The sequence below is a fragment of the Pyxidicoccus caerfyrddinensis genome, from assembly GCF_010894405.1.
Taxonomy (GTDB): domain Bacteria; phylum Myxococcota; class Myxococcia; order Myxococcales; family Myxococcaceae; genus Myxococcus; species Myxococcus caerfyrddinensis.
Map to the genome: position 1 here is coordinate 211,148 of NZ_JAAIYA010000004.1, position 13,008 is coordinate 224,155.

A 13,008-nucleotide genomic window follows, 5' to 3' on the forward strand; every position below is an offset into this window, starting at 1 on the left:
TCCGCCGACGTTGGGGCGGGGGCTTCTCGGACTTGCGTGCGGGCCGCTTCTTCTTGGTGGGCATCTTGCGCGGTTCATTTGGACGCAATGCGCCGCGCGGATCAAGTCCTCGGCGCGGCGTGCGTCCGGTTGTCGTCTACAGGAGCTTCGCGGCTTCCAGCGCGTGGTAGGTGATGATGAGGTCCGAGCCCGCGCGCTTGATGGACGTGAGCGTCTCCATCATCACCCGCTCGTAGTCAATCCAGCCGTTCTGCCCGGCGGCCTTGAGCATGGAGTACTCGCCGGACACGTTGTAGCTGACCACGGGCAGCTCGAAGCGCTCGCGCACGGCGCGGATGATGTCCAGGTAGGCCAGCGCGGGCTTCACCATGATCATGTCCGCGCCCTCCTCCACGTCCAGGGCGACCTCCTTCAGGGCCTCGCGCACGTTGCCGGGGTCCATCTGGTAGCCGCGGCGGTCGCCGGACTTGGGCGCGCTCTGGGCGGCCTCGCGGAAGGGGCCGTAGAAGCCGGAGGCGTACTTGGCCGCGTAGGAGAGGATGGGCACCTCGGTGAGGCGCACCTCGTCCAGCGAGCGGCGGATGGCGGCCACGCGCCCGTCCATCATGTCCGAAGGGGCGATGATGTCCGCGCCAGCCTGGGCGCAGGAGACGGCCATCTGCGCGAGCAGCGGCAGGGTGGCGTCGTTGACGACGTGGCCCTCCTCCAGCACGCCGCAGTGGCCGTGGTCCGTGTACTCGCAGAGGCACACGTCGGCGATGACCTGCAGGTCCGGCTCGGCGGCTTTGATTTCACGGATGGCGCGCTGGACGATGCCGTCCTGCGCATAGGCCTGGGAGCCGCGCGCGTCCTTGTGGTTCGGGATTCCGAACAGGAGGACGGAGGGGATGCCCAGGGCCTTCGCCTGCCGGGCCTCGGCGACGGCGTGCTCGACGGACAGGTTGAAGATGCCCGGCATGGAGGCGATGGGACGGCGCACGTCCCGGCCTTCCACGACGAAGAGCGGATAGATGAAGTCGCCCGGCTCGAGGTGCGTCTCGCGCACCATGTCTCGCAGGACGGGGTTACGGCGGAGGCGGCGGGGGCGATGGACGGGATAGGCCATGACGGTCGCCGGTATAAACCGGCGGCGCCCGGCATTCATCGTTTCCGCACCCCTGCCCGGCCGCTCAGCCTGCGGCGAGCCGCCAGCTGCGCTGATGGCGCACGTGCTCGCGGGCGGCGCGCTGCGCACGGTGCTCGGCGAGGTCGGCCTCGTGCAGGGCCCGGGCGTAGCGCACGCGCGCCGCCTCGGTGCCAGCCTTCAGTCCCTGCTCGGCCGCCTCCAGCTCACGACGGGCCTCCTGAAGCTGCTGGTCGACATACGCCATGGGTTCCATCTCCTGGGGTGTGAATGTGCCCGGCGAGGTGTGCACACCTCGGACCATGGAGCCCCAAGCGTTCCAAGCTCGCGGAAGGACGGGGTGGCGCGGCGCGGCAGACACGGATTGGGTGCGAAACGTGTTTCTCAGGTGCGCGTAGGCGGTGTCGCGGAGGAAGGCACGGGTGCTCCCCCGTCCGCCCGCCCTGCATTGAGGGTGGCGAGGCAATCGGTGCCCGCCCCGGTCGTCTACAGTCACAACCGTGACAGCCAGAGCGCCAGCCATCGAAGTGAGGGGTCTGCGGAAGACGTACCACCGTGCCTTCCGCAAGACGGGGAATGATGCCCTCAAGGGCATGGACCTGAGCGTGCCGGAGGGGAGCGCCTTCGGGCTCATCGGCCCCAACGGCGCGGGAAAGACGACGTTCATCAAGAGCATCCTCGGCATCGTCCAGCCCACGGCGGGCACGGTACAGGTGCTGGGGGGCTCGCCCGAGGACCCGCGCATCCGCGCGCGCATCGGCTACCTGCCGGAGCGGCTGCACCTGCCGGGCTCGTGGACGGCGACGGCCTTTCTGTCCACCGTCACACGCTTGAAGGGCCTGAAGTCTGATGCGCAGGGGAATTCGCGCCTGCTGGAGCGCGTGGGCCTGGCGGACGCGGCGGGCCGGAAGATTGGCGGCTACTCCAAGGGCATGCGGCAGCGGCTGGGGCTGGCGGCGGCGCTGGTGGGCACCCCTTCCCTGCTGATCCTGGACGAGCCCACGGACGGCATCGACCCCATGGGCCGCCTGGAGGTGCGCCGCATCCTCTTGGAGGAGGTGCAGAAGGGCACCACCCTCTTCCTCAACTCGCACCTGCTGGCGGAGACCGAGCGCGTGTGTGACCGCGTGGCCATCCTCGCGGACGGGCGCGTGGTGCGCGAGGGCCGGCTGGAGGACCTGGCGCGCGGCGGGGCCCGGTGGATGGTGCGCTTCGCGCCCGGTGTGGACGCGGCGGCCCTGGGCGCGGCGGGCTTCACGCGGGGCAGCGCGGACGGCGTGTACCACGTGGAGGCGGAGGACCCGGCGGCGCTCAACGCGGCGGTGGACCGGGCTCGCGCGGCCGGGGCGCTGCTCGTGGAGTTGCGGCGGGATGGAGCTGACTTGGAGTCCGTGCTGCTGGGGACGATGGCTCCGGCCGGCGCGGTGGGGGTGGCGGCTTGAATCCGGTGCTGGGAATCGCGGGGTACGTGCTGCGCGAGGCGATGTCTCGCAAGTTCATCCTCGCCTTCGTGGTGGGAATCACGTTGGTGCTGTCCGTGGTGGCGCTGAGCCTGCGGCTGGACGTGGTGGACGGCGCGCTGGCGGCGTCGCGGCTGTTCGGCGAGGAGATTCGCTCGAGCATCCGCTCCGTCGACGTGGCGCTGCGCCCCGTGTACACGGCGGCGGCGTTCATCGTGTTCTACGGGGGCATCCTGTTCGGCATCGTCGCGTGCTCGGACTTCGCGCCGTCGCTGATGTCGCCGGGGCGCATCGAGCACCTGCTCGCGCTGCCCATTCAGCGCTGGCACCTGCTGGCCGGGACGTTCCTGGGCGTCATGACGCTGGCGCTGGGCGGGACGCTGTATGGCACCACGGGGCTGGTGCTCATCTTCGGCGTGAAGGCGGGGTACTGGACGGCGGGGCCGCTGATTGCCGGACTGATGGCGTGCGTGGGCTTCGCGGCGGTGTACGCGGTGATGCTGACCACGGCGACGCTGGTGCGCAGCGCGGCGCTGAGCGCGGCGGCTGGCATCCTGGTCCTCGTGGGCGGCGTCATCGCGGGGTTCCGGACGCAGATCTCCTCCGCGTTCGAGGATGGCCTCAGCCGGACCGCCTTCGAGGCCGTGACGCTGGCGCTGCCGCGCCTGTCGTCGCTGGCGCAGGCCGCGGGAGACATCGCGGCTTCGACGCCACTGGAGGTTCACTCGCTGGGGACGCTGCTCGCGGGAGTGATGGTGTTCGGGTTTGGCGCGCTGGCCGTGGGGTTCTGGCGCTTCGAGGGAAAGGACTACTGACGTGGACAACCGTCGACGGCGTCGGGTGTGGCTCGGGGTGGCGGCACTGTTGTTCGTGCTGGCCGGGGTGTTGATGTTCGCGGGTCAGGGTGACTCGCTTCCCAAGGACGATGGTCCCCAGGTGGAGTTCCCCCGGCGGATGCGGGGTGAGGAGCGCGAGCGCGCCGAGAAGCGCCGCACGTGGGTGGTGCCCATGGTGGCCGACGCGGGCACGGTGACGCAGGAGCGCCCGCGTCCGAGAGACCCGCTGCTCGCGGCGCTGCCCCGGGGCCCGGGCCGCACGGCGGTGGTCATCGAGGCCAACGCGCTGAGGCACTCGCCCATTGGCGAGCTGCTGCTGGACTGCATGATGCGCGACGGCGGGAAGCAGCTGGACGAGATCCGCAAGAGGAGCGGCGTGGACCCGCTTCAGGACCTGGACCGGCTGGTCATCACCGACGAGGGGATGATGCTGTCGGGCAACTTCGGCAACGCGAAGTTCCAGGAGATGATGGGCAACGCGGTGTCGGCGGACTACGGCGAGGGCGCGCGCGTCTACGAGCCGGGCGAGTCGACGGTGACGCGGCCGGATGGAACCACGGAGACGCGGCGGCGGGACACCGCGGTGGGCGTCTGGAACAACCAGCTCTTCATGGTGGGCAAGACGCCTGACGAGGTGAAGGCGGCCATCGACCGGGTGGAGGGACGCGGGCCGGACGGGCCGTCCGTGATTCCCGAGGGCAGCACGTACGGGGAGATGTACGGCGTGCTGTCGGTGGAGCAGATCGCGAAGCTGCTGCCGCCGGAGCAGGCGGAGCTAGCGCAGCGGCTGCGCGACGTGGCGCAGAACGTGGAGCTGCACGTGGACGCGTCGTCAGACGTGGCGTTGGTGGCGGAGGTGCGCGGCCCGGACGCGGACAAGGTGACTGATTTGGGCAAGTCCCTGGGCGCCGCGCTGTCCCTGGCGCGCATGAAGGCGCAGGCCGAGGGCGAGAAGGAGATTGCGCAGCTGCTCGACTTCGCCCGCGTGCAGCCGGACGGGGACACGTTCAAGCTGGAGATGGCCGTGCCGCTGGAGGCCATCAAGGAGCGCCTGGCCTTCTGCAAGCAGGAGCGGCAGGCGGCCGAGGCCACCGCGAAGTAGGCGCGGCCGTTGGCGGAGGTGGCCGCGCACCGAGCGCGGCCACCGCCTGGACTTCAGTGCCTGGGGCTATTGGCCCAGCACATCTCGCGCCGTGTCGTACGCCTCGAGGCGCCGGTCGACGCCGTTGTAGCCACCGTTCACGCCCAGGGTGACGGCACCGATGTGGCCCTGGTCCGCCTGCTGGTTGAGGCCCCGGTCGTTGAAGTACCAGGCGCCGGTGCGCGCGGCGAGGTCCGCGTCGGTGGCCACCTGATCGGGGTCCTGGGTGAGGTTCGTCCCGAGTGCGTTGCCCGCCTCGATGTAGTTGCTCTCGTGGGTGAGCTGCAGCATCCCGCGGCCGTAGTAGTCACCGTGGGCCGGGTTGGGAGTGATTTCGGACATGTACTGCAGGTCTGCCGTCTCCGCGGCTATCTGGGACAGGAAGGCCGCCTGGCGCTCGGGCGTGGAGATGTTGAACTCCTCCATCGCGTTGTTGAGCGGGTCCAGGTACTGCGCGCGCAGCGCGTCCGTGGCGTTGGGCATGATGTCCGCGAGCTGCTGGTCCGTCACGGCAGTGTACGCGTCCGGCAGGTCGACGGCGGGCGCGGTGATGCCCTGGGCCTCGGCGGCGCGCTTCTCCGCGAGCTCCCCGGCAATGGCATCACGGGTCGCCGCGTCGTAGTTGCCGGTGACCGTCATTCCCTGCTCGTACTGGAAGGACTTGATGGCCCCCTCGGTGATGGAGCCGTAGAAGCCGGTGACATGAGCGGAGGCCACGAGGCCCAGCTCGTGGAGCGCGGTCTGCACCTGCTGGTTCTGCGCCGTCACCTCGGCCGACGGATCCGTCCCCGCGGGGTTGCGGGTCAGGTCGACGTCGGGCAGCTCCTGCTTCGCGGCGTCGATGTCCGCCTCCGTCACCGTCGGCGTCTGGGCCTGCTGGGCGGCATCGGCCGGCTGCGCGTCCGTAGCCTGCGCGTCCTGCGTGGCCTGGGCGTCGTCCGTGGCCTGGGCGTCCTGCGCGGCCTGGGCTACGTCCGCGGCCTCGGTCGCCTGCGCGACTTCCACTTCGTCCGCGGCCTCGGCGTCCTGTGCGGCCTCGGCTTCCTGCGTGTCCTTGGCCTCTTGCGTGGCCTGGGCTTCCCGCGCGGCATCCACGGTCTTCGCCGCGTCGACCGTCTGCGCCTGGGCCACCGTGCTGCTTACGGGAGACGGATTGAGGTCCACCGGGGCCTTCGCGGCGGCAGCAGGCGTGAAGCTGTCCACCGCGAACTGATTCCGGACCGCCGCGTTCTTCGCGGCCTGGGCCTGGGCTGCCTGTTCGGAAGCCTTCCTCGAAGCCTCGGCCTGCCGGGCCGCATCGGCGCGCGCGGACTCGGCCCTCGCGGATTCCGCCCTGCTGGCGCTGTCGGCTCCGCCACTTCCTCCGCTGCTTCCAACGCTCGACATGGGCAGTCCCTCGCGCAACGCAATTGCGATTTCCTGGGATTATCGCGAGGCGGGGGTGGAAGTTGTGTAGGTGCCCGTCTTCGGGTCGAGGGTGTGCCTCACCGCGAGCTGCTTCCCACGCGGCGCGGGGAGTACGTCGAAGGCCTCGATGCGCGTCAGGTCCTCACTGGCGGTCCACGCCACGGGGTGCGTCGAAAGGCCGCCGGTGCCCTGCAGGCGCGTGGGGCTGGAGAAGCGCCCCTGCGCGTCCATCGTGAAGTACTGGAAGGACACGAGCGGGCACTCGCCGCACGTGCCGGTGCCCATCGGGCTCGAGGGGCCCTGGTACACCTGGAGGAGCTGGAGTCCCGACGCGCTCGGGGCCGAGCGGAGGGCGTCTTCGCCGATGTTGCGCGTGTCCAGGATGGCCTGCCCCCGGCGGGACACCAGCCAGCGGTCCACCCCGCCCCGGCGGTTCACCTCCGCGGGCACCGAGACGAGCTCGAGGTCTCCCGCCGAGGCCACGGGCTTCACGTCGGCCAGGTCCACGCGAACCACGGCGGGGCTCGGGACCTTGGGCGCGTACTGATAGGCCTGTGCTGGATTCACCCAGACCTCGAGCCAGTCCGCGCCCAGCCCGGGCTGGTACGAAGCGCCCGGCTGCGCCTTCAGCGCCCGCTCCAGCAGCTCGGGCCACCGGCCGTAGCGCAGCGGCTTCGACAGGCTCACGGACTGGAGGCCGGTGGACGAGGCCAGCGAGGGCCGGGGGCTGTCGCCAGCGTCGCCGTCCACCACACTCACGTGGAGGCCCAGGTGTACCAGTGGGGCCTCGGCCGTGCGGGGGAAAGCCGTGACGGGGATGAGCGCCTCGAAGCGGAGGCCCCCCGGCATGGGCACGAAGCGCGCGGAGCCCACGAGGTCCGCCTGCCCGGAGCGCACCACGCCCCCGGGCCGCAGGACGTACCGAGCGACCCGCGCGTCCTGGAGTTGCTGGCGCCGCTGGGACTGTTGCTTCCACCAGGACTGGCAGGCCGCCACCCTCTTCGGGGGCCGCTGTGGACAGTCGCCTTCCGTGGGGACGAGGTGCTCCTGGAACTGGTCGACGAAGGCCAGCGGAGGCAGCTCCGGCGGAGGCAGCGAGAGCGACACCTCGACCTTCTCCCCGGCGATCCGGGCCGGGTCGTCGCGAAGCTCTCCCGCGATGGCGAGCCCTCCGGAATCCACCGCGAGCCAGACCCTGGCGGACCGTGCGTCCGGTGGCTTTTCGCCCAGGGTCAGCGACGGCGGCTGCGTCCACTCCCCCAGGCTTCCGTCCACCTGGAAGCCCGCGGGCATGCCCTCCTGGACGCGGAGATTCGTGTCGCCCGTGGGTACGGCGGCGAGCAGCAGGAGCATCGCTGGATGCAGCATGGTGTCGGACCTCTGGGGCGCGATGATGGCGCAGATACAGCACTTTCCGCGAATGCAACCGGATTGTGAGTCGTACGAGCAGGAGCTGGCCGTGCAGACGCAGGCCTTCAGTCAGGTCGGCGCGGACCTGGGCACGCTGGAGGCACAGCGGCTGGCGAACAACCTGCAGCGCACGGGCAGCCTCACCGACGACGAGGCCTGCTGGACCACCCGGACGCTCTACACCCAGGGCATTGCCCTACGCGACCGGCACAAGAACGCGCTGGCGCTGACTGCCGGCTGACGCGGCCCGCGCCGCCTTCGTCAGACGATCATCGCCCGCACTTCTTCCGTGAAGGCGTGTTCGTCATCCGCATGCACCACGAGGGGGGGCAGCACCGTCAAATCGGCCCTGCCCCCCTTCACCGCGTGGAGGAGCACCAGCTTCGCGGGCCTGTCTCCACGCGGGTGTACCCAGCGCACGGTGCGCGGCTCCACCCTGTGCGTGCGCAGCACGTTCACCAGGTCGCTGAAGCGCGAGGCCGGATACACCATGCACAGCGCGCCCCGTGTCACCAACAGGTGCTCCGCCGCGCGCGCCACGTCTGGCAATTCACACGCCAGCTCGTGACGGGCAATGGCCTTCTCAATCGACAGGCTCGTGCGTCCCGATGCACGAGCACGGTACGGCGGATTGCAGAGCACGTGCGCGAAGCTGCCCGAGGGGAACTGGTCCTGCACGCGGCGCAAATCGCCCTGCACCAGCGTCACCTCGCGCTCGCAGCGGTTGAGGTACACGTTGCGCTCGGCAAGGGAGAACAACCCCGGTTGCAGCTCCAGCGCGGTGATGTCCTTGCGGCCCAGCCTCCGCGCGAGCACCAGGGAGATGATTCCGCAGCCCGTCCCCAGGTCCATCAGCCGGCCCCGCAGCGCTCCGGCCTCGTACACCGCGAAGTGCGCCAGCAGCAGCGGGTCCAACGTGAAGCGATAGCCCAGGCGGCGCTGGAGCACCTGCACCTCACCGCCGCAAATCGAATCGAGGGTCTCCCCGGGCCCCGGATGGAGCTCGAGCCGCACGCGCCGGGGCCAGTCCGGCAAGGATCGGGTCAGGATCCTCACGCTGGAAAGCTAGGCTTCACGATCCAGGAACAAAAGGCCCGCGGGTGGCAGCGGCTCGACCCGGAGTGTCCTCGGCGGCAGTGTTGCCTGTGCCTCCATCACGGCCCGTACCTCCCATACCGGCGGAGGGTTGAGGGCGAAGCCCGCCTGGAAGGTGCCCTCCTCCACACCGCGCACCAGTGACTCCAGCCCCTGCACCGGGAACACCTGCGGATGCCCCGGCGCCTCCGGGTCCTTGATGCCCAGCACCGTCCGCAACACCAGCGCGTTGAGCAGCGCCAGGTCCAGGCTGCGCAGCGTCGGGTTGCGGGGCGCCCCCTTCAGGTGCGCCAGGTCCAGGCCCTGACGGAACCGGAGGATGCGGCCCCGCCCTCCCGGCAGCACCAGCAGCACCGCGTGGTGTCCGGTGATGAGCGTCGCCAGCCGCTCGCGCGCGGCGGCCAGTCCTCGCGGCGTGTCGAGCGGCTCATCCAGTTCGTAGACACGCGCATACGCCGTCACCAGCGTGAGGAATGTCTCCTCCTTGAAAGTGTCCACACCCTTCAGGGCACGGTGGATGGGCTGGATCTCCAGGCCGGGGTCCGAAAGGGGCACCACCGCCGCCAGCGTGGGGCCCCCCTCGTTCAGCGCCGCCAGTGGGCGCATGGGTGCCTCGTCCAGCACTGCCTGAATTCGCTTGGACACCGGCGAGGGCTCGATGCGCCGCAGCGACATCGGATTGCCTTCGAACTGCCCCTGCCACACGGTGATGGCGCGCTCGGAGGCCTCTGCCAGCAGCCCCCGCAGGACGCCATGGTCATCCGCGGTGAGGGTGACGGCGGGCTCGGCCTCCCAGGCGCGAGGGCGGTACGGGTCGTGCTCCAGCGGCAGGCCCGCGTCCGCGTTCAGCGCGCACAGCAGGAAGCGCACCGGAGGGCCCCCCAGCTTGCCGGCGGGGCTGTGGATTTCCACCAGGTACAGCGCCGGCCGTGCGTCGCGAAGCAGGGCGCCCGACTCGCGCAGGCGCCGCAGCTCCGCCGAGGGGTTCGCCGCCCCCAGCAGTGAGCGCACATGGGAAGGCTGGGGCGCCGCGTTGCTTCGCGGCACGTAGTCGCTGGGCTCCAGCCGCTGCTCCAGCGAGGCCATGAGGGCCGTGAAGGGATGAACGCGCGCCATGTCGGGGGGAAGGTGGTGCTTCCTGCCCCGCCGTGCCATGGCGCCCGCCCGGCTGCCCTACGGCCCGTCTACCACCAGACGTTCTTGTACGGCCGCGCCTTCGAGGGGCGACCGACCATCTTCAGCGACGAGCGGTCCACGCTCTCCTCCCACAGGAGGCTCACCGTGGTGATGGCGCCCGCCGAGCCGAGGAAGGACAGCACGTAGGGCGTGGACTGGTCGAACCCGCCCAGCACCAGGCCGGAGATGAGCAGCACCGCCGCGCCCACCCCCGCGCCGAACATGTCCGCGCGGAGAATCTGCGAGGGCGTGGGATTGTAGCGCATGGTGGCCAGCGCCAGCGCGCCCGCGCCGATGCCCGGGGCCAGGAGCAGCGTGTCGCGCCACGTCTTGCTGGACACGTCCGTGCCGGAGAAATGGATGATGGCCATGAGCAGCGCGGCGTACGCCAGACTCCAGCCCGCGCCGGACGCAATCAGCAGGCCGTCGTTGAGTGGCAGCTGCCCACCGCCGAGTCCCGCGGTGAGCCATGCGCCCAGCTCCGCGCCGAGGAAGGCGGACCAGGTCAGCACGCCCGGGTCCTGGGTGAACAGGTCCATGAAGCCGGCCATGAACATGCCGCCCACTACCGAGTTGCCGATGCCGAAGTGGGCCATGGGCTTGTCCACCCAGTTGTTGAACTGCCACCACGCGGAAGCGCCGAAGCCCAGGCCCGCGCCGATGAGCGTGCCGGCCAGCATCGCCTCGCGCGAGCTCTGGTTGAAGTTGAAGTCGTTGGCGAAGGCCTGGGTGAAGAAGCCGCCCAGCGCGCCGAGTGTCGTGTGGTGCAACATGAAGGTGAGGCTGCCGGGGCCGGACAGGAACGGGCCCTGGCGGGGCCGGCCGTCCAGCATCACCCCGGTGTCTTCGGGCGGAGGCGTTGAGGACGCGGTGGCGGACGACGGCACCGCGGAGGGCTTCGACGGGTCCGTCTGGTCGTCCGGCGTCAGCGGCGCCTGCGGCTGCGTGACGAGCGAGCCCGGCTCCGGAGGCACACGCGGAGCATCCGTGGCCGAGGGCTCCGAGCCCCGAGGTGGCTGCTGCGCCGGGTCCGGCTGCGCGGTGGTGGGCGGCGCGTACGTGGGCTGCTGCGGCGCCGGATACGTGTTCTGCGAGGGCGGATACGCCGGGTCCGCGGGCTGCTGCTGCGGCGGCGGGGGATAGTTGTTCTGCGATGGCGGCGGATACGCTGGGTCCGCGGGCTGCTGCTGCGGCGCGGGATAGCTGTTCTGCGACGGCGGATACGCCTGCTGCGGCGGCGCGGTGTTCTGCGGCGGCGGGTACGCCTGCTGCGGCGGAGGATAGGCCGGCGCGGGCTCCGTCTGCGTCGAGCCCTGCGGAGGCGACGCCGGCGCGGGGGACGGCGGAGCGGCGGGCTCCTGGGGATAGGCCGCCGGCTGCTGCGGCTGCGCGTACCCCGGCTGCGCGGAGGACGGGGGCGGCGTGGACGGGTAGGAAGAGGTCGCCTGCGCACCGGCCGTCACCGGCGCGGCGAGCGCCAGGGTGAGGGCGGCGACGGACAGGCAGCTCCAGAATCTCGGATGTGGCACGCAACGACTCCTTGGGTCAGCCGGCCGCGCAGAAGACCACAACCCGTCCCGGAGCGCCGGTTTTTGGGCACTTCCGTCCACTTCCGGTCCACAGGCCCGCGTCCCCACCCGGCCCCCGCATCAGGCCCCCGCATTCGTGCACACGCGAAGACACTTCCGGCGGCCCTGGGGCGGGCGGCGACTCGCGGCGCACCGGGCATGCGCCGCACCTCCACCGACGCACCAGCCCAAAACATGTATCTGGAACACATGTATCTTTCCTCCGCGACGCGGACGTCGTCCGAGCATCGAGAGACACATGCCCACCGGGTTTTCATGGTCCGAGCTTGGCGTGGACTCCGCCCGCGTCCAGGTCGTGAAGGACGCCCCCTTCCCCACCGACTCGCGGGACTTCGTCCTCTACTGGTGCATGGTGAACCACCGGGCCGAGGAGAACCACGCGCTCGATGTGGCCATCGCCCTGGGCAACCACCTGGGCCTGCCCGTGGTCGTGTACCAGGCCCTCCGCCCGGACTACCCCTACGCCTCGGACCGGCTCCACGCGTGGGCGCTGGAGGGCATGGTCGACATGGCGGCGGGGTGTGCCTCGCGCGGCCTGCCGTACTGGCTGGAGCTGCCGCGCCGCAAGAAGGAGCACCGACCCCGGCTGGCGGAGCTGGGCCGCCGCGCCGCCGCCGTGGTGTCGGACCTGTTCCCCACGTTCATCATCCCCGGCCACCTGCGCGGCGCGGCGAAGGCGCTGGACGTGCCGCTGTTCGCGGTGGACGCGTCGTGCGTGGTGCCCATGCAGCGAATCGCCACGGTGCAGGCCGGCGCGTACACCCTGCGGCCCAAGCTGCAGAAGCTGTGGCCGGAGTACCTGGGCCGCACCCTGCCCGCCCGCGCCGTCAAGGCCGCGGCCGCGGGGCGCAAACTGGAGCCCGACTTCGACACCGCGGACGCGCGTGAGGCCCGCGAGGCGCTGGCCAGCTTCGACATCGACCACACGGTGGCCCCCATCTCCGAGCGCGGCGGGCGCAAGGCCGGGCTCGAGTCGCTCCACGCCTTCCTCCAGCGCATGGACGGCTACGACACCGAGCGGAGCGACCCGGGCCGCGCGCACCAGTCCGGCCTGTCTCCCTTCTTCCACTGGGGCAACCTCTTCGCGGGAGAAGCGGCGCGCGCCGTCATCCGCTCGCGCGGCACGGACCACCCCGCCGTGCGCGCCTTCCTCGAAGAGCTGCTGGTGCGGCGCGAGCTCGGCTTCAACTTCTGCTTCCACACGCCCGGCCCCCGGCAGCTCTCCCTGGAGTCCCTGCCCGCCTGGGCGCGCGAGACGCTCGCCACGCACCAGAAGGACGCGCGCGAGCACCTCTACACGCTGGAGCAACTGGAGACGTCGGGCACCGGGGACGGCCTGTGGAACGCGTCCCAGCGCGAGCTGCTGGAGCGCGGCCGCATCCACAACTACCTGCGCATGCTCTGGGGGAAGAAGCTGCTGGAGTGGAGCGCCACCCCCGAGGAGGGCCTGGGGCGCATCGCCCTGCTCAACGACAAGTACGCGGTGGACGGGAGGGACCCGGCCAGCGTGGCCAACTTCATGTGGGTGCTGGGGCTGCACGACAGGCCCTTCCAGGAGCGGAAGGTGTTGGGGAAGGTGCGGCCCATGAGCTCGCCGCGCACGGCGGAGAAGTATGACCTGGCGCCGTACCTGGCCCGTTGGGGGCGCCCCGGAGACCCGCCGGTGAAGCTCAAGCGCCCCCGGCGCGTGGCCGGACGGTGAGCAAGCCTGTTGACATCCGCGCCATCAAAAGTGAGACGGCGGTTCCCTTCCCGCCCGCGCGCCACTAAA

The 13,008-nt window shown here is 71.0% G+C and carries 12 protein-coding genes; 5 read left to right on the forward strand and 7 right to left on the reverse strand.

Features of this window, described 5'->3' with window-relative positions:
- Positions 1 to 136: 136 nt before the first annotated feature.
- Complete coding sequence (hemB, locus tag G4D86_RS11280) at positions 137 to 1,105, reverse strand: porphobilinogen synthase (protein WP_240360190.1); 969 nt, start codon at positions 1,103 to 1,105, stop codon at positions 137 to 139.
- A gap of 64 nt (positions 1,106 to 1,169) precedes the next feature.
- Positions 1,170 to 1,370, reverse strand: coding sequence for a hypothetical protein (locus tag G4D86_RS11285; RefSeq protein WP_205519539.1), 201 nt, complete (start codon positions 1,368 to 1,370; stop codon positions 1,170 to 1,172).
- Between the two features lie 289 nt (positions 1,371 to 1,659).
- Between G4D86_RS11285 and G4D86_RS11290 the strand changes: the two genes are divergently transcribed.
- The 3 genes from G4D86_RS11290 to G4D86_RS11300 are packed head-to-tail and all read left to right on the forward strand — an operon-like array spanning position 1,660 to position 4,521.
- Positions 1,660 to 2,565 (forward strand): ABC transporter ATP-binding protein, encoded by a 906-nt coding sequence (locus tag G4D86_RS11290; protein ID WP_163993216.1) that lies wholly within the window; start codon positions 1,660 to 1,662, stop codon positions 2,563 to 2,565.
- A complete protein-coding gene (locus G4D86_RS11295) occupies positions 2,562 to 3,398 on the forward strand; it encodes an ABC-2 transporter permease (RefSeq protein WP_163992589.1) in 837 nt (278 codons plus the stop codon). The genes G4D86_RS11290 and G4D86_RS11295 overlap by 4 nt, the downstream gene beginning before the upstream one ends.
- Before the next feature lies 1 nt (position 3,399).
- Positions 3,400 to 4,521 carry a hypothetical protein gene (locus G4D86_RS11300; RefSeq protein ID WP_163992591.1) on the forward strand — a complete coding sequence of 374 codons (1,122 nt, stop codon included), beginning with the start codon at positions 3,400 to 3,402 and terminating at the stop codon, positions 4,519 to 4,521.
- 66 nt (positions 4,522 to 4,587) lie between these two features.
- Here the strand turns inward: G4D86_RS11300 and G4D86_RS11305 are convergent, their stop codons facing one another.
- On the reverse strand, positions 4,588 to 5,946 hold the full coding sequence (locus G4D86_RS11305; protein WP_163992593.1) for a glycoside hydrolase family 19 protein: 1,359 nt from the start codon (positions 5,944 to 5,946) through the stop codon (positions 4,588 to 4,590).
- A 39-nt stretch (positions 5,947 to 5,985) separates the two neighbouring features.
- Entirely contained in the window at positions 5,986 to 7,335 is a 1,350-nt protein-coding gene (locus G4D86_RS11310) for a hypothetical protein (RefSeq protein ID WP_163992595.1), read from the reverse strand.
- Between G4D86_RS11310 and G4D86_RS11315 the strand changes: the two genes are divergently transcribed.
- Positions 7,334 to 7,618, forward strand: coding sequence for a hypothetical protein (locus G4D86_RS11315; protein ID WP_163992597.1), 285 nt, complete (start codon positions 7,334 to 7,336; stop codon positions 7,616 to 7,618). The two genes, G4D86_RS11310 and G4D86_RS11315, sit on opposite strands and share 2 nt — an antisense overlap.
- Positions 7,619 to 7,638: 20 nt before the next feature.
- Here the strand turns inward: G4D86_RS11315 and G4D86_RS11320 are convergent, their stop codons facing one another.
- The 3 genes from G4D86_RS11320 to G4D86_RS11330 form a co-directional block, all read right to left on the reverse strand.
- Positions 7,639 to 8,412: a tRNA1(Val) (adenine(37)-N6)-methyltransferase gene (locus G4D86_RS11320; RefSeq protein ID WP_240360191.1), complete on the reverse strand. Its 774-nt coding sequence runs from the start codon at positions 8,410 to 8,412 to the stop codon at positions 7,639 to 7,641.
- Between the two features lie 30 nt (positions 8,413 to 8,442).
- On the reverse strand, positions 8,443 to 9,588 hold the full coding sequence (locus tag G4D86_RS11325; RefSeq protein WP_163992601.1) for a DUF1015 family protein: 1,146 nt from the start codon (positions 9,586 to 9,588) through the stop codon (positions 8,443 to 8,445).
- A gap of 68 nt (positions 9,589 to 9,656) precedes the next feature.
- Positions 9,657 to 11,177, reverse strand: coding sequence for a cation:proton antiporter (locus G4D86_RS11330; protein ID WP_163992603.1), 1,521 nt, complete (start codon positions 11,175 to 11,177; stop codon positions 9,657 to 9,659).
- A 298-nt stretch (positions 11,178 to 11,475) separates the two neighbouring features.
- Between G4D86_RS11330 and G4D86_RS11335 the strand changes: the two genes are divergently transcribed.
- Positions 11,476 to 12,939: a cryptochrome/DNA photolyase family protein gene (locus tag G4D86_RS11335; protein WP_163992605.1), complete on the forward strand. Its 1,464-nt coding sequence runs from the start codon at positions 11,476 to 11,478 to the stop codon at positions 12,937 to 12,939.
- Positions 12,940 to 13,008: the final 69 nt, after the last annotated feature.